The organism is Pseudomonas sp. GW823-FHT02C02 (assembly GCF_058797635.1).
Window position 1 is genome coordinate 1 of the sequence record NZ_JBXAJV010000024.1, and the last position, 17,063, is coordinate 17,063.

At 60.5% G+C, this 17,063-nt stretch carries 12 protein-coding genes; 7 read left to right on the forward strand and 5 right to left on the reverse strand.

The genetic code is table 11. From position 1 onward, the window contains the following. Nucleotides 1–672 precede the first annotated feature (672 nt). Entirely contained in the window at nucleotides 673–1,032 is a 360-nt protein-coding gene (locus tag AC1ROI_RS30515) for a DUF6124 family protein (protein ID WP_102595858.1), read from the forward strand. Between the two features lie 260 nt (nucleotides 1,033–1,292). Here AC1ROI_RS30515 and AC1ROI_RS30520 read toward each other — a convergent pair whose 3' ends face one another. Genes AC1ROI_RS30520 through AC1ROI_RS30535 form a run of 4 tightly spaced genes read right to left on the reverse strand, consistent with a single transcriptional unit; the run spans nucleotide 1,293 to nucleotide 6,922 of the window. After that, nucleotides 1,293–2,744 carry a curlin gene (locus tag AC1ROI_RS30520; protein WP_010455670.1) on the reverse strand — a complete coding sequence of 484 codons (1,452 nt, stop codon included), beginning with the start codon at nucleotides 2,742–2,744 and terminating at the stop codon, nucleotides 1,293–1,295. Between the two features lie 27 nt (nucleotides 2,745–2,771). Continuing rightward, nucleotides 2,772–3,233: a curlin gene (locus AC1ROI_RS30525; protein ID WP_077750527.1), complete on the reverse strand. Its 462-nt coding sequence runs from the start codon at nucleotides 3,231–3,233 to the stop codon at nucleotides 2,772–2,774. Nucleotides 3,234–3,293: 60 nt separating this feature from the next. Continuing rightward, nucleotides 3,294–5,540 (reverse strand): Ig-like domain-containing protein, encoded by a 2,247-nt coding sequence (locus AC1ROI_RS30530; RefSeq protein ID WP_102595859.1) that lies wholly within the window; start codon nucleotides 5,538–5,540, stop codon nucleotides 3,294–3,296. 35 nt (nucleotides 5,541–5,575) lie between these two features. After that, nucleotides 5,576–6,922 carry a hypothetical protein gene (locus AC1ROI_RS30535; RefSeq protein WP_083376373.1) on the reverse strand — a complete coding sequence of 449 codons (1,347 nt, stop codon included), beginning with the start codon at nucleotides 6,920–6,922 and terminating at the stop codon, nucleotides 5,576–5,578. 292 nt (nucleotides 6,923–7,214) lie between these two features. Here AC1ROI_RS30535 and AC1ROI_RS30540 point away from each other — a divergent pair, with 292 nt between their 5' ends. The 5 genes from AC1ROI_RS30540 to AC1ROI_RS30560 all read left to right on the forward strand — a co-directional run bounded on the left by AC1ROI_RS30540 (nucleotide 7,215) and on the right by AC1ROI_RS30560 (nucleotide 15,678). Then, on the forward strand, nucleotides 7,215–8,663 hold the full coding sequence (locus tag AC1ROI_RS30540) for a sensor histidine kinase (RefSeq protein ID WP_083376374.1): 1,449 nt from the start codon (nucleotides 7,215–7,217) through the stop codon (nucleotides 8,661–8,663). A gap of 186 nt (nucleotides 8,664–8,849) precedes the next feature. Then, entirely contained in the window at nucleotides 8,850–11,657 is a 2,808-nt protein-coding gene (locus AC1ROI_RS30545; RefSeq protein ID WP_102595809.1) for a multicopper oxidase domain-containing protein, read from the forward strand. Then, nucleotides 11,654–12,685 carry an SCO family protein gene (locus AC1ROI_RS30550; protein ID WP_102595810.1) on the forward strand — a complete coding sequence of 344 codons (1,032 nt, stop codon included), beginning with the start codon at nucleotides 11,654–11,656 and terminating at the stop codon, nucleotides 12,683–12,685. The genes AC1ROI_RS30545 and AC1ROI_RS30550 overlap by 4 nt, the downstream gene beginning before the upstream one ends. Nucleotides 12,686–12,788: 103 nt before the next feature. Beyond that, a complete protein-coding gene (locus AC1ROI_RS30555; protein ID WP_102595811.1) occupies nucleotides 12,789–14,282 on the forward strand; it encodes a sensor histidine kinase in 1,494 nt (497 codons plus the stop codon). Next, entirely contained in the window at nucleotides 14,251–15,678 is a 1,428-nt protein-coding gene (locus AC1ROI_RS30560; RefSeq protein ID WP_077749041.1) for a sigma-54-dependent transcriptional regulator, read from the forward strand. Before AC1ROI_RS30555 ends, AC1ROI_RS30560 begins: the two co-directional genes overlap by 32 nt. 3 nt (nucleotides 15,679–15,681) lie before the next feature. Here AC1ROI_RS30560 and AC1ROI_RS30565 read toward each other — a convergent pair whose 3' ends face one another. Continuing rightward, nucleotides 15,682–16,068 (reverse strand): hypothetical protein, encoded by a 387-nt coding sequence (locus AC1ROI_RS30565; RefSeq protein WP_010455655.1) that lies wholly within the window; start codon nucleotides 16,066–16,068, stop codon nucleotides 15,682–15,684. A 179-nt stretch (nucleotides 16,069–16,247) separates the two neighbouring features. On the opposite strand from AC1ROI_RS30565, the gene AC1ROI_RS30570 reads away from it, so the two are divergent. Next, on the forward strand, nucleotides 16,248–17,060 hold the full coding sequence (locus AC1ROI_RS30570; RefSeq protein ID WP_102595812.1) for a class I SAM-dependent methyltransferase: 813 nt from the start codon (nucleotides 16,248–16,250) through the stop codon (nucleotides 17,058–17,060). Nucleotides 17,061–17,063: the final 3 nt, after the last annotated feature.

A 17,063-nucleotide genomic window follows, 5' to 3' on the forward strand; every position in this document is an offset into this window, starting at 1 on the left:
TAGGAGCGAGGCTTGCCCGCGAAGGCGGCCTGACAGCCGACCAATCTCTTGCAGGTACCCACATTCCACTGTAGGAGTGAGCCTGCTCGCGAAGGCGGCCTGACAGCCGACCAATCTCTTGCAGGTACACCCATTCCACTGTAGGAGCGAGGCTTGCCCGCGAAGGCGGTCTGACAGCCGAACAATCACTTGTAGATGTAGGTCATTCCATGTGGGAGCGAGCCTGCTCGCGATGGGGGTGTGTCATTCAACATTGATGTCGGCTGATCCAATGCCATCGCGAGCAGGCTCACTCCTACAGGGAATGTGTGCTGATTTGAGGGGTGTGTTTAATTGTGTTTAGCGTTACTTCCTGAAAGCTACAGTTCCTTGCGCCGTTGCCTACGACTGCGCCAGAATCCGCCGGCTTGTGCGCTTTGTGCCTGGTCTTTATCGTTTCCGCATCGCTGCCAATCAGCGGTCGGGTTTAGCGACTCGGACCATTCAAAGTGCATCAATGCTCCAGACTTTCTAGCAGGCTTTTACGTCTGCAATTTCGTCATGGTGACTGTGTGCGGGAGACCTTCGGGTCTACCGGGTGCCTTTGACCGGTTCGCTAACCTGCATACAGTCGCCACCCTTATTTGTTTAGCGACGGGTTTTGGTGGCGCCAATTTTCAAAGGAGATTCACCATGTTCAAAGCCACACCCAATCCCCCGCACTCCGACGACGTTTCCCCCTACGATCCCCTCGACCCAAAAAAGCTCAACGAAGCCGCCGACCGTGCGCTGGATCACTATCTCAATCCGCTGAAAAGCGCGATCCCGCCACGCAAGCCCAGCACCATTTACCTCATCGCCCCGGATATCGACACCGAAACCCTGTTGGTCAACGCTTGCGAATCCCTGGCTTCAGCCAGTGTCATGGCCAGCGACTTCGCCGGGTTTCTCGAGGGCCCGCAACGCAACACGATGCTGGCCCTCCAGCAAATCATTATGCTAAGCGAGCTGGCGGTGAATCGGGCGCTGGATAACGTCGTTCCGCAGGCGTAAACGCTGAGTCTGGAGCGGGAGGGTTTCTGTGGCGAGGGAGCTTGCTCCCGCTCGGCGGCGAAGCCGTCGTAAAACCAGTGAATGCGGTGTGTCAATGGAGATGCGTTTGCCGGGTTTAGGTCTGCTGCGCAGCCCAGCGGGAGTAAGCTCCCTCGCCACAGTATGAGTTCATCAAGTGGGCCGCGAATCGTTCGAAAGGCAGCCTCACACAAAAAAACCGCGACCCACCCCCGAGGGCCGCGGTTTTTTATGCCTTGCGATTACTGCTGCAGCACGGTCGCCCGGTTGTCACTGCCCAACTGCTGAACCGTCGCCATTTGGGTCACGCCGCTCTGATCAACACTGGCCATGTTCCCGGTACCGCCCTGGGTCACGTAGGCGACGTTCATGGTGTCAGCCTGTTTGACGCTGATCATGTTGTCGCTGCCATACAGCTGCGTGGTGAATGCCTGGTTGCCCGTGCCGGACTGGTCGAACTCGGTGGTGTTGCCAGTGCCGTTGGTGGTGCCCTGGGCCAGGTTGGTGGTGCCGCGCTGGTCGGCGATCAGGATGTTGTCGCTGCCGTTCTGGTCGAAGTACAGCTCGTTATAGGAGTCGGCCTGGCTGATGGTGGTTTTGTTGCCCGTGCCGGTCTGGTTGGTGGTCATGATGTGGCCGACGCCATCCTGGTTGAAGCTGGCGATGTTGCCGTTGCCGGCCTGGGTGACGGTCGCACGCTGGTTGCTGCCGAATTGGCCGCCCAGTTGCGGGCCTTTCCAGTTGCTGGCGTAGACCTTGTTTTCAGTGCCCACGGAGGTGGCGTTCAGCACATGGCTGTCGCCGCTCTGGTAGGTGAAGTGCACGTTGCCGGTGCCTTGCTGGTACAGCGCGAGCACCGAGCCGACGGAGTCGAACTGGTCGGCATAAATGGCGTTGACGTCGCCAACTTGCAGGACCTGGGCGTTGTTGTTTTGGCCGAAGCTTTGGTCGACCACGGTTTCGTTGGTCTGTCCGTACTGGTTGACGGTGGCTTGACTATTAGCGGTTTGCCCGCCTTGCCAGACTTCACTGCCGTTGAAGTCGCCGAACTGGTTGATCGTGATGACGCCGCCGTTGCCGTCGCGTTGGTCGCCATAGGCATAGTTGCCTTCGCCGGCCTGGTTGATGCCGATCTCGCCGCCCATGTGCGCGATCTGCTCAGTGGTGCCGTAGTTGGCGGTGCCGTACTGGATGATCGTCGCGTTGTTGGCGATGCCCAGTTGAATCTGCTCGATATTGGCCTCGTTGGCGTCACCGAACTGGAAGGTCTGGCCTTTGGTGGCTTCCTGGCTGTCCTGATAGAGGAACGAGAAATTGCCGCTGCCCGTCTGTTGTTGCAGCGCCTGGTTTTCGCCCATGCCGATCGATTGACTGGCATGGCTGATGTTGAGACTGCCGACCTGTTGCTGGACGATGGTGCTGCCGTTCTCGAACAGTTGCTCAGCGTAACCGGCGTTGAAGTCGCCGGCCTGATCCTGGGTGATGGTGCCGGTGGCGGTGTCTTGCACCGCCATGGCATCGTTACCCTCGCCGAGTTGCTGTTGGGCTGCGGTACTGAACGGGGCCGCGGTCTGTTTCACTTCGGCAATGTTGGCGGTGCCGACCTGGGACTGGTTGGAAACGCTGTCGTCGGCCATTGCCTGGGCACTGACAATGACCAGGATGGCAGCGGTGAGGGGCGTCAGTTTGAACATGATGAAACCTCCAAGTGGTGCAGTGCTTTAGCGATATTGTTTGACCGAAACGCTCATGCCATTTCCCGACTGGGTCACGGCGCTTGAAAGTCCCGTACCGGCCTGGTCGATGCTGGCGTCGTTGTTATTGCCGTTCTGCGAAATCTGCGCGCGGTTGTGGCTGCCGTTTTGCGTGATTGAAGCGGCGTTGCCGGAACCTTGCTGGGTAATCAATGCCATGAGGTCGCTGCCTTGTTGCAGGATCCAGGCTTCCTGGTTACTGCCCGACTGGACGATGGTGCCGAGCAACGACTGGCCGTTCTGTTGCACCAGCGCCACGTTGGCCTGGCCGTTCTGGTCGATCAGCGCGTGCTGGCCAACCGGTGGAGGCAACTCGCCGAGGTCGGCGGAGGGTGCCAGGTCGTCGTTCTCCATCAAATCGTCGGCACGCGCGCCTGCACTGCTGCAAAGCAGAAGCAGGCAGAGCAGGGCGGCGGTCGGCGTTTTCATGGCGCTGTCCTGTGGGAAGAGGCCGGCCCCACCCACCGAATCGGCGGGTGGGGCGAGGGCTCAGTTGGAGATGACTGTCACGGTACGCACGGTGCCTTGGGACGAGGTGATCGTGGCTGTCGGGTTCGCCGACGGAATCACCGTGGTGCTGTTGCTCACCGTCAACCGCCAGCGACCGGTCACCGGCACCGTGGTGGTGCCCAGAGTTGCCAGCCCTGTCGGGGTGCTGACCTTGACGGTGATGACGTTGCCGGTAATCACCGATGAGGTACCTGCAAAGTCCCAGGTGAAGCGGTTGTTGGAGCGCGCCGACACCGTGGCCGTGGTGACCGTGAAGGTTTCCGCAGCAGGCCGTGGCGAGACTTGCACCGTGACGGTAGCGGGAGCCGACAGGGCGCCGAAGCTGTCCCGGGCGACGTAGGTGAAGGTTGTGGTGAAGGCCGTGGTGACCGTCGCTGGTGGGGTGTAGGTGATGACGGTGCCGTCGGTGCTGACGCTGCCGCGATTGAGTGCCGGTTGGGTCAGGCTGGCGACGGCGAGCGGCACGTTGCCTTCCGGATCGGTGTCGTTGGCCAGCACGTTGATCGGTATCGCCACGCCGAGGGTCGCGATGCTGTCGGCGACGGCCACCGGAGACTGGTTGGGCGCCACGGTGATGGTCACGGTCGCCGGAGCGGTCGAGGCCAGGCCTTTGACGTCTTGAGCCTTGTAGGTGAAGGTCGCTGTCAGCGGTGCATTGACCACGGCTGGCGGGGTGTAGACCACCGAAGTCGTGCCGCTCAATGCCACGGTGCCTTGCCCGGCAGCCGGTGGGGTCAGCGCGGTGATGCTCAGCGGCGTGTTGCCATCGGGATCACTGTCGTTGGCCAGCAGGTTGAGGGTCAGCGGCACGCCGAAGCTGGTGCTGCCAGTGTCGGCGACCGAGAGCGGCGCCTGGTTCTCACCGGTATCCGGAGCCGTCCCGACCACCACGACTGGTTCGGTGTCACTGCCGCCAGCAGCGGATTTGACGGTGACGGTAGCCGGTGGCTGAGTCAGGTCTGCGATGGTCAGTCGTTGCAGGGTGCCGGATTTCGACAGGCGTCCGTAACCTTGCGCAACCATGTCCGGCACGGCCACTTCATCCGTGGAGGAGGCCTCGATCAGCAGGCTGTGATCGCTCCAGTTGTAGCGAGCGGTCTGGATTTTCACCAGGTCAGTGACCTTGCTCGATACCGCCGTCGGCCGGGTGGTGCCCGACGGATTGGTGGCGGTGACGACCACGATCGAAGGCAGCGTGCCGCTGGCCAGGTGCTGACCGAAGAACCCGCCGTTGTTGTCGCCCAACAGGTTGGTCTGGCATGGCGAAAGTGGCGGACCCGGCACCAGAGCGATGGTTTCGCGAAAGCACAGGGTCGAACTGTTGTCTGATTTGGCAAAGACTTCGACCCGGGTGCTGGTGCCTGTACCCGAAGTGGTGCGCCGGTAAGTAGCGCGATCAACTTCCACGGGGGTTTGCGCACGGCTGTCCAGGACTTTACCGGACAAGTTGAACAAATTGGTTTGAATGGTCCCGGCCGGACCTGTGATGCGGACGAAGTTGGTGTCATTGGGACTGCCGGTGACCTGTTCGGTGAGGTTCGGGTCGCCAACGTAGGTTTCGATGGCGCCGGTGTCCGGGTTCACTTCGGTATAAGGACCGTTGACGCTGCGCAGGAACGGCCCGATGTTGCCATTCAGCGTGCCGCTGAAATTTCCAGGCGCACCGATGCCGATGTCCCGGGTGATGTTGATGGCACGACGGCCAGGCGTGGTGACATTGACCGTTTCGACCCCGTAAGGGTGAGTGATGGTGTACACCCCGGCAGTGGGCACCGAGACCCGAACGCGAATCCGCGCGAAGGCCACTTGATCGCCATCGAGCGGATTACCGCCACCGAATGCAGCCTCGATCCCGGCCACGTAGGCATCCAGTTCATAGCCGCTGTTGCCAATTTGCGGGATCGCAGTCTCAGCCAGGAACCAGAACGCTTCCGGCGGCCAGTTGTCGGGGAAGATCATTGGTTGGGCATCGTCGTAAATGCCCGGTTCAGCCAGCAGGATGCACATGTAGGCCGGCGGCACAGTGGTCCCTACCCGTGAGCTCACTGCCCGGGACTGGCACAGTTCCATCGAGAGTAAATTGTTGTCCTGATACCACATCGGGAATTTCCCGGTGGCGAAGGTATAAGGGCCGGGGTCGACAGCCGCGAGTTGCGCGAATGCACTGCCGGACAGCGATAGAGTCAGTCCCAGGGCGTTGAGCGCCAGGCGTGGCCAATTGTTCATGATGCCTCCTGATGAGGATCTGCGCATGTGAGCGTTCATTGCACGATGACCACTTCTTCGATGTCGCTGCCGCCATTGGATGACGTCACTCGAACCTTGGCGGGTGGAATCGGCGAGATGCCGGTCGCCAGGGATTTCACTGCGCCATCGCCACTCAGGGCGCCAATGGCGGCACCGCTGGCGGAGGTGGCGGTGAGCACTGGCGGCGAGGTTTCATCGCTGGTCGAGGCCACGAGCGTCAATTGCCCGGAGCTCAGGCTGTACTCGGCACGCTGGATCACCACAAGGTCGGTCAGGGGCATGGACAAGGTGGTCGGCGTGCTGCTGGGGATGGCCAGGTGATTGTCGGCCGTCACTTGCAGGGTGCTCGGCAACGTCGGGTTGTTCGAGGACTGCGCATACCAGTTTCCGGTGGTGTCAGCCTCGGTCAGGTGCAGCGCCGGGTTGTTGCTGTCCAGGGTCACAGTGGCTGGTGGCGGCGGGGCCATGACGAATACGTCTTGTTGGGCAACCGGGGCGCTTTCACCGGCCTTGCGCGAGTAGGTACTGCGCTGGGTGATCATCGGAGTCGGACGGACCACTGTCGATAACTTGCCGGAGATGGCCATCACCGTGGTGCGCAAGTCCAGTCCGTTCGGACCTTCGATGCGGATGTAGTTGGTATTGAAAGGGCTGCCGGTGAAGGCTTCCGAAAGGTTCGGGTCGCCGACGAATTGCTCCGCAGCACCGGTCACCGGATTGGTTTCGGTGTAAGGGCCGTTGACACTGCGCAGGAACGGTCCGATGTCACCCTTGAGAGCGCCGTCGTAGGTTTTCGGTGAGCCGATGCCGATGTCCCGGGTCATGTTGATCGCCCGCCGCCCGGGGGTGTCGACGTTGAATACATCGACGCCGTAGGGGTGGGTGATCACGTAGGTGCCAGCGGTGGGCACGTCCACCCGGATGCGGATGCGCGCAAAGCTGATTTGATCACCTTCGACTGGGTCGCCGCCGCTGAAGGCCGCTTCGATGGCACTGACGTAGGTCAGGTCGATGCCCCGGGCGGCATCGACAATGGCGCCGTCGCCTGTGAACCAGAATGCTTCGTCGGGGAAGTTGGTCGGAAAGACGACCGGTTGCGCATCATCAAAAACCCCGGGAGTCGGCAGCAGGTTGCACATGTACGACTGTGCACCGGGAGCGCCGGGGACTCGCGAACTGACGGCCTTGGACAGGCACAGATCAAGGGTGCGGCCATGGGTGTCCTGATACCAGGCGGCAAACGAGCCGTTGGCTGGCACATAGGGACCGGGGTCGACCGCAAACAGCGCTGCCTGGGCAACACTTTGGGCGAGAGCGCTGACAACCAGGGCGGCCGCCGTTTTGGACAGTAAAGGGTGCATGAGTATTCCCTCTATCAGAGTACCTGCCCCGTAGGGATGGGTCAGTTGGGAGGGCTTCGGCAACTTCCATACCAATCTTTCAAAACGGCCGGTAGAGGCCCGCAGTGAAGGCGTGGAGCGCGCAAACGGTTTCGCGGGGGCGAGGGCGTAAGCGGGCGACTGTCCCCAGCATTGGGGGTAGGTGGGGGCAGTGGGGTATGTGGGGAATTGGGTGGGGGGGACAAAACCCGATGTCGGGCAAAGACCGGACAGTGGGCTATAACCCTATAGGGAGTTTCCGGGAACAACGTCCATGACCAGTCAGACCACCACCCTCCTGAAAGAAGAGGGCGATATCCGCCTGAGCTCGCGCAAACAGCCGTTCAATCTGCTGCGCTGGTTCTCGCTGATCAGCATGGCCGTGATCGGCACGGTGGCCGTGGCGCTGGGGGCGGTGTCGACGCGGTTCGTGATTACCGAAAGCGTGCAGCGCGATGCCTTGCTCACCTCCCAGTTCATTCAAGCGATTGCCTCCGCCGAGGTGCGCCATGTCTCGATCCCCAACGTGCGAACCATGGGCGAGCTGCTGGACCCGCGCAAGGACAGGGACTTTCCTGACGTCGACCCGATGGCCCGCGCCAGCGCCCGTGGTGAATTCCTCGACCATATCCAGCATTTGCCAGACGTGATTCTGGCGAACATTTATGCCCCTGACCGCATGGTGATCTGGTCCACCAACCCGGCACTGATGGGCACCACGATCCATGCCGACGAAGACCTGGACCAGGCCTTCGCTTCCAAGACTCCAGTGTCGGCCAGTTATCACAACGTCGACAAAAGCCGCATGGAGCAGAAGTTCATCACGCCCCCGGACTACATCTTCATAGAGAATTACATCCCGCTGTTCGATGCCGATGGCAATACCGTCACGGCGATGGTCGAGATCTACAAGGAACCCAGGGACCTGATCGATCGCATGGAGCGCGGCCTGGTACTGATCTGGCTGGCCACGGCCCTGGGCGGCGGACTGATTTATCTCGGGTTGTACTGGATCGTGCGCCGGGCAGCCATTTTGCTGGCAGTGCAACAAAAACAACTGATTACCAACGAAACCTTCGTGGCGCTCGGGGAGATGTCCTCGGCGGTGGCCCACAGCCTGCGCAACCCATTGGCGACCATACGCTCCAGCGCCGAACTGGCCCTGGAGTTCGACACTGGCCTGGCCCACAAGAACATCAACGACATCATCGGTCAGGTGGATCGCATGTCGAAGTGGGTCAGGGAATTGCTGCAGTCCTTACGCCCGCTCAATGATGACGCCGAGCCGGTGAACCTGGTGGCGGCCCTGCATGACAGCCTCATGGCCTTCGAGCATCAGATTGCCAAGGCCGGTGTGCAGGTGGTGTTCGAGCCGCAGGAGACGCCGATGGTGTTGAGCCAGCAGGTGCAACTCACGCAGATCCTCAACAGTTTGCTGGCCAATGCCGTGGAAGCGATGGACAGGGGCGGCACACTGAGCATCACCCTGGAGTCGACCGACACCCGGGGAATTTGCGTTGTCGTGAGCGACACCGGCAAGGGCATGAACGAAGAACAGCGCAGGATGGCGTTCCGGCCTTTCTTTACCACCAAGCAAGGCGGGCTGGGTGTCGGGCTGGTGCTGGTAAAGCGGATCATGGAACGTTTTGGCGGCGCGGTAAACCTGGGCAGCCGTGAGGGCGAGGGCACGAGTGTCCGCTTGTCGTTCAAGCGGATTCCCTGAAATCGGGTATGAACTTTCCCCGCTAGCGGGTGTCTGGACCCAGTCGTTTTCCCCGGTCGCGGCACATTGATATTGATAAGCCATTGTTTTCTTGAGTGTTAATGCTTTTGTATAAAACTGTTACAAATCTGGCGAGGTCCTTGCAAAACCACCACTACCCCCTTCAAGACTTCGAGGCGGCTGGTGATGGACAGAAACGCGCGGTACCCCTTCAAGTGGTTCGGCCTGCTGACGCCGTTGAGCGTCCTCCTGACAATGACGCTCGGCACAGCGAACCTGCGTGCCAGCCCGATCGATGACGAGCGACAGCCAGAACCTACCGATCCTTCGGCTTACTACGACGAACCGGCTGATGAAGCCGCCGCGCTCAACGCCATCTTGACCATGCCCGAGGCCAACGAAGACTCCTTCGATTTGCCCGATGGCGTCAAAGGCAGCCGAGACACCACGCGCCAGGAAAACGTCCTGCCGCCGACGGTGCAAACCAGTTTCAACTACCCCACCAATGGCAAGCCGAGCCCGCTGTTCGGCGCTCAGCCGTTCACTCAGCAGATGGTGTTGTTCGAGGAGTTCGGTCCGGAAAAACTCGACCCCACTACACCGGCGGCGCCGTTGGGCTTTCCACCGGCTACCGTTGGCCCGCTGCCACAACAGGACCCCACCAACGCGGCCCGCAGTGCGCCACCGAGCGCGGCACTCGATGCCTTTATGCGTCAACCGGGGCTGACGCCGTTCCCCAGCCAGTACTCCAACGTGGTGGACCGCAACCCGTGGCAGGCGCAGATCGAAGTCTTCCTCAACCGCCATATCGGCTCGTCAGCCGAAGGCCGTCCGCCAGGAAAAGGCTGGTCGCATCAACGCTGGAACGAGTTCTACCCGCAAATGGCCTACAAAACCGTGCAAACCGGGGCGAGGCTCAACAGCGGCTGGCGTGACAGTCATCAGATGCACGGCTATGCGCTGGGTGAGTTTGGCCCCGGTGGCCTTTATCACAACGTCGCCGGCGTGCCAGCCACGGCGGGCACCGCCAAAGGCGTCGATGCGCGTTTCCACCCGAGCATGCCGGTGCAGAACCACAACTCGGTCTGGACCTTTGACGGCACGTTACCGCCCAAGTTGCTGATGGTGCGTTACGGTCAGCCGGTGCTGATGCGTCATTACAACGGCTTGCCGATCGACCCTGCCGCCAACATGGGGTTCGGTCTGCACACCATCAGTACTCACGAGCACAACGGTCACGCACCGGCGGAAAGCGATGGCTATGCCAACGCCTTTTTCTTCCCAGGGCAGTATTACGACTATCGCTGGCCGATCCAGTTGGCCGGCTACGACAGCATCAACACCGACGCCCATGATCCGCGCGCGGCGTTCCCTTGCTCGCCGGGGGAAACCCTGTGGACCAACGACATCAGCCCCAGCCGCAAGACCTGCGACCACGGCACGATCAAGATCCGCGGCGACTGGCGCGAAACCATGAGCACCCACTGGTTCCACGACCACATGCTCGATTTCACCGCGCAGAACGTCTACAAGGGCAACGCGGCGATGATGAATTACTACAGCGCCCTGGACCGTGGCAACGAATCGGTTAACGACGGTGTCAACCTGCGCTTCCCCAGCGGCAGCGCCTTGCCGTGGGGCAACCGTGACTACGACGTCAACCTGGTGTTCGCCGACAAGGCCTGGGATCAGGACGGACAGTTGTGGTTCAACCCGTTCAACACCGACGGCTTCCTCGGTGATCAGGTGCTGGTCAACTGGCAGTGGAAACCGACCCTGGATGTACGCGCCCGCAGCTACCGGTTCCGCATCCTCAACGGCTCGGTGTCGCGTTACTTCAAGTTCGCCATTGTCCGCGAGGTCAAGGGCAACAGCGGCGAGTTCCCCGGCCCGAAAAACTCCGGCGTGTCCTATGCCCGCGTGCCGTTTCACCTGATTGCCAACGACGGCAACATCATGGAACACAGCGTGCCGTTCGACGGCACCCTGGACCTGGATGCCGACGGCGATAAACAGAATCACAACGCGATCCTGCCGACCCAGGGCATCGCGGAGCGCTTCGACATCATCGTCAACTTCGCGAAAAACGGCATCAAGCCCGGCGACAAACTGTTCGTGGTCAACCTGCTGGTGCACGACGACGGCAAGGGCCCGAAAGAACCCGTGCCATTGGCCGATGTGCTGTCGGAGAAATACCTTGCGGTGATCAAGCAATCGAGCAAGGGCCCGCAGTGGGACAAGGGTGACCCGGGCGTGGGCAAGGTCTTGCAACTGAACGTCAAGGCCTACACCGGTCAGGACCTGGCCATGGACCCGGCAGCCTACGAACCGGCCAAACCGGGCAAGGCCGAAGGCCTGGTGATGATCCCGCTGAAAATCCATCGCGACAATGCGGCCGACAAGGCGCTGCTGGCTCAGGCTCGTCACCGCACCTTTACCTTCGGCCGTTCTGATGGCACCGATGAAGCACCCTGGACGGTCAAGACCGATGGCGGTTTCGGCTTCCACATGGACCCACGTCGCTTGAACACGGCGACCCAGTTGAAAACCGGTCCAACCGATGCCGGCGTCAGTGGCTTCGGCACCCTGGAAGTGTGGAACATCAAGGCCGGCGGCAAGGGCTGGAGTCACCCGGTTCACGTGCATTTCGAGGAGGGGATCATTCTCAGCCGCGGCGGCAAGGCGCCACCGGAATGGGAAAAATGGGCACGCAAGGACGTGTACCGCATCGGCTCGGAAAACGACGGCCTGGACAGCGTCGAGGTGGCGATCAACTTCCGCGAATTTGCCGGGACGTACATGGAGCACTGTCACAACACTCAGCACGAAGACAACTCGATGCTGCTGCGCTGGGACATTGAGAAACCCGGGCAATTCCAGTTGATGCCGACACCGTTGCCGAGCTGGGATGGCGTGCGCTATGTCAACTCCGCTGCGCTGCCAACCTTCCGCAATGGCGACGGCTTCGGCCCACAAGTGGCGGTGAAAAAATGAAGCGCAGGCGCGCCGACACACCGGCGTATACGCCGCGCTCCCGCGCCTTGGGCATGCACCTGATTCTGGTCCTGGTGACCTGTCTGTTGGCGGCTCGGGTGCTGCTCGCTCATGACGGGATACTGTCGCCGAGGGAATCGGCGACGCCCTGGGGTGGCGAATACTTCCCCAACACCCTGCTGACCGATCAGGACGGTCGGCAGGTGCGTTTCTTCGATGACTTGATCAAGGACAAAGTGGTGGTGATCAACTTCATCTTCACCTCTTGCAGTGATTCCTGTCCGCTGGAAACCGCACGCCTGCGTCAGGTGCAAAAGTTGCTGGGCGACCGGGTCGGCCAGGACATCTTCTTCTATTCCATCAGCATCGACCCGCTCAGCGACACCCCCGAGGTGCTCAAGGCTTACGCACAACGCTTCAAGGTCGGGCCGGGCTGGACGTTTCTGACCGGTGAATTCGAAGCGGTCACCGACCTTCGAAAAAAACTCGGGCTGTTCATCGAGGGCGTCGACAACGGACGCAGCAAAGACCACAACCTGAGCCTGATCGTCGGCAACCAGGGCACCGGCCGCTGGATGAAAGCCTCGCCGTTCGAGAACCCGTGGATTCTCGCCGACCAGTTGGCCAACACCTTGCAGAACTGGAAGAAACCCAGCATTGAGCAAAGTTACGCCGATGCGCCCGAGATTCGCCCGCCGAGCAATGGCGAAGAACTGTTTCGCACCCGATGCGCGTCGTGCCACAGCCTGGGTCCGCTGGACGGGCAGGGCATCGGCATGCGCAGCATCGGCCCGGACCTGGTCGGCGTGACGCGCCAACGGGATCTGGCTTGGCTCAACCGTTGGATTCGCGAACCGGACCGCATGCTCGCTGAAAGGGACCCGCTCGCGCTGGCACTGTTTGAACGCTTCGACAAAATCCCGATGCCCAATCTGCGTCTGGATGAGAATGCTGCGCAGTCAATTCTGGGTTTTTTGCAGGAAGAAACCGATCGCCAGCAACCGCTACAAGCGGCGCAGGTGCCATAGCGGCGAAATACTATCAGTGAAGCCGTCGACCACGATCAATGCCACCTACACTGATCCGAAACATGACTGAAAAGGCTTGATGCAAGCACCCTGGACAAGACCCATGCAGATACTGAAACAACAAAAAGTACCTGCGCCGGACGCCCCGGCAGCAGAAGGCCAAAGTCGAAGTGGACAGTTCAATCTGCTGCGCTGGTTTTCGCTGGGAAGCTTTCTCATCATTGCGGTGGTGGCGATGGGGTTGGGTTATGTGTCCACGCGGTTTGTTGTCGATGAGAGCATCGAGCGTGATTCCATGCTGACTGCGCAATTCATTCAGGCCATCGGTGATGCGGAGATTCGCCACGCCGGCATCACCCTGAAAAGAACCATGGGCGAGATGCTCGATCCGCGCGAAGACAACGCCTATCCCGACGTAAATCCAGGTGCCCGTGCCGCTGCCCGCATTGAGTTTCTCGATCACGTCGAACACTTGCCGGACACGCTGTTGGCGGTGGTGTATGCCTTGGATCGCACGGTGGTCTGGTCGACCAATCCACAGATGATCGGCATGCGCGTCGAAGGTGATGAAGAACTGGACGAATCCTTTGAAATGAAGGAGCCGGTCTCCACCAGCTATCACCAGATCGACGAGGAACGTCCCGAACAGATGCTGTTGCGCGAGCCCAAGTACCTGTTCATCGAGAATTACATCCCGATGTTCAATGCCGACAAAAGCAAGGTCATTGCCATGGTCGAGATCTACAAGGAACCGGCGGACCTGGTGGAACGCATTCAGCGTGGCTTCAAGGCGATCTGGCTGGCGACCTTGCTCGGTGGCCTGCTTATCTACCTTGGGCTGTTCTGGATCGTGCGGCGTGCGTCCGTGTTGCTGCAGAGCCAGCAAAAACAATTGATCACTAACGAGACCTTCGTCGCCTTGGGAGAAATGTCCTCGGCCGTCGCCCACAGCTTGCGCAATCCGCTGGCGAACATCCGTTCCAGTGCCGAACTGGCCCAGGAAATCGCCAGCCAGAGTGCGCAGAAAAACATCGGCGACATCATCAACCAGGTCGATCGCATGTCGCGCTGGGTCCGGGAGTTGCTGGTGTCGTTGCGACCGATAAACGACGACTCCGAAACGGTGGACCTGGTGCTGGCCATTGATGACACTCTGAGCGCGTTTGACGCGCTGATCAGGCGCTCAAACGTGCACGTGCACTTCACACCGAAATCCTGTCCGCCGGTCGTCAGCCAACAGGTGCTGCTGACCCAGATTCTTAATAGCCTGTTCGCCAACGCCCTGGAGGCCATGCCCAAGGGCGGCATGCTCACTATCGCCATTGAACAACCCCGACCCGGACTGGTGCGCATGACCCTGAGCGATACCGGCAAAGGCATGACCAAGCAGCAGCAACAGATGGTCTTCAAGCCGTTTTTCACCACCAAACAGGGAGGGTTGGGCGTTGGCCTGGCCCTCGTCAAACGAATAATGGAGCGTTTCGAGGGCTCGGTCGAACTGACCAGCCAGGAGCAGGAAGGAACCCGCGTCTGTCTCAATTTCAAAGTGGCAACGGGAGGGGAATATGGAGCACAGCATACTGCTGGTCGAGGATGATGAACTCCTGGCCGAGAATATTCAGACCTACCTGGAGCGCAAAGACTTCGAGGTGACGGTCTGCCATTCGGCTGAAGAGGCGTTGGATAAACTGGGTACGTTCACCCCTGATGTGGTGCTGACCGACAACTCGCTGCCGGGCATGAGCGGTCACGACCTGATCCAGAAGCTGCGCATCAGCGCGCCGGATCTGAAGGTGATCATGATGACCGGCTACGGCAACGTCGAAGATGCCGTGGTGGCGATGAAAGAGGGCGCTTTTCATTACGTCACCAAACCGGTGGCCTTGCCGGAGCTCAAGCTGCTGCTGGACAAGGCCCTGGCCACTGATCGAATGGAGCGCACGCTGTCGTTTTATCAGGAGCGCGAGGCGCAGAAGTCAGGCGTACAGGCATTGATCGGCGAATCGGCGCCGATGCAATACTTGAAAAACACCATTACCCAGTTGCTCGACGCCGAGCGGCGCATGGCCAACACCGACCTGCCGCCCGTGCTGGTGGAAGGCGAGACCGGTACCGGCAAGGAACTGGTGGCCCGGGCGCTGCACTTCGACGGTCCGCGCAGCAAAGGTCCGTTCATTGAATTCAACTGCGCGTCGATCCCTTCCAATCTGGTGGAGTCGGAACTGTTCGGCCACGAGAAGGGCGCCTTCACCGACGCCAAGGACCGTCGAGTTGGTCTGGTGGAAGCGGCCGATGGCGGCACGCTGTTCCTCGATGAAGTCGGTGAAATGGACCTGCTGCTGCAAGCCAAACTGCTGAAGCTGCTGGAAGACCGGACCATCCGCCGGGTCGGCTCGGTCAAGGAACGCAAGGTCGATTTGCGGGTAATCAGCGCGACCAACTGCAACCTCGAACAAATGGTGCAACAGGGCAAGTTCCGTCGTGACCTGTTCTTCCGTTTGCGCATTATTTCGATCAAGGTGCCGCGCCTGTATGCCCGCGGCGCCGATATCCTGCTGCTGGCCCGGCATTTCCTGGCGATCCACGGCAAACGCTATGGCAAACCGCACCTGCATTTCAGTGACCAGGCTGAAGAGTTGCTGCTCAGCTACAGTTGGCCGGGCAACGTGCGTGAATTGCGCAACATGCTTGAGCAAACCGTGTTGTTGGCGCAAAGCGATACGATTGCCGCCCATCAGCTCAACGTCTGCCTGAGCCTGGTGGATGATCCGATCGTGCTGCAAGAACCCCAGCACCACGAACCGCGACCGGCCTACAACGGCACCGAGTCGATGAACCTGCCGGAAGTCGAGCGCGACATGGTGCGCAAGATGCTCGACAAGACCGACTGGAACGTCACCAAGTCCGCACGCTTGCTGGGCCTGAGCCGCGACATGCTGCGTTACCGGATCGAAAAGCTCGGCCTCGCACGCCCGGACAAACGCCAGTGGTGAGGTTTATTGCAACGTTGCCCCCTGACGGATGAGGCATTCGAGCACGCATGTGGGGTCGAGGACTTCCTGGTTGACGTAGACGCCACGTACCGGATCGTAGGAGCGGATGAATACCCGGACTGAGGCATCCGCGACGGTCGGTAATATTGAGTCGTGGAACTCATGCTGGCTGGCAATCGGGATGAAATCCTGAGGTGCGGTCGGGATGTATGACCGAGGCGGCACGGTGCTCAGGGAGGGCGGCACCGGGTGGGCGAAGGGCTGGTCGGCCCCGTAATAATTGAACTCACTGCTGTAGTCAGTGGTGGGTGTCAGGGTATCGTCTGCCTGGGCGCCGGTGAGGGCGGTCAGGCTGAGGGCGAGCAACAGCGTCAGATCAGTTTTTTTCATGGCAACACCTGCGAAATCGGTTTTCCCGCACTTCCCCAAGGCCATTAACTATAGCTGCCCTACGGGCACGCGTTCGCGACGCCCGGATTACAACATTCCAACAAACGCCCAATGGGGTTTTTCAGCACCCTGATCTAGACTCGTGCCGGTCAACAATGACCCGGATTCTGGAGTGTGCAATGGAAATGCCGACCAAAAAAAATGCCATCGCCAGCAACCGCGATGCCTGGAACGACTCCGCCCGACACCACAAGGACGCGCCCGATTGGCAGGCTCTGGTGGAGGCGGTCAGTCATCGCGATTTTTGCTGCATCGATGACACACTTCGCGGTGTACTGGAGCAGGTCGGCGTCGATGGCAAGGACGTGGTGCAACTGGGCTGCAACAACGGACGGGAAAGTCTTTCGCTGTTTGCGCTGGGGGCTCGCAGCGTGGTGGGCGTCGACCAGTCCGACGCGTTTCTCGATCAGGCGCGGGAACTGGCTGGACTCTCACCCCATGAGCCCGAATTCATCGAGGCCGACATTCATCACCTGCCGGCTGAATTGCATGACCGCTTCGACGTGGCGCTGATCACCATCGGCGTCTTGAACTGGATGCCCGACATCGGCGAATTCTTCCACCATGTCGCGCAGACCCTCAAGCCCGGCGGTGCGTTGGTGGTGTACGAAACCCACCCCTTCCTGGAAATGGTCGACCCCGAGGCCGCCGATCCCTATCGTCTGGACAGCTCGTACTTTCGCAGCGAGCCGTTCGTGCAGGACCAGCCGATCGTCTACGAAGGCAAAGTCGACCAGCACACCGCGTCGTCCTACTGGTTCGTCCACACCCTGGGCGCCATCTTCACCGGCGCCATCGAGGCGGGACTGCAGATCAGCCATTTCAAGGAGTACCCGCATTCCAACCGCGAGGAACTCTATGACCGGTATGAGCGGCAGACGGCGCAGTTGCCGTTGTGTTTTACGTGGGTGGGGGTGAAGCGAGCAGCCTAGCCA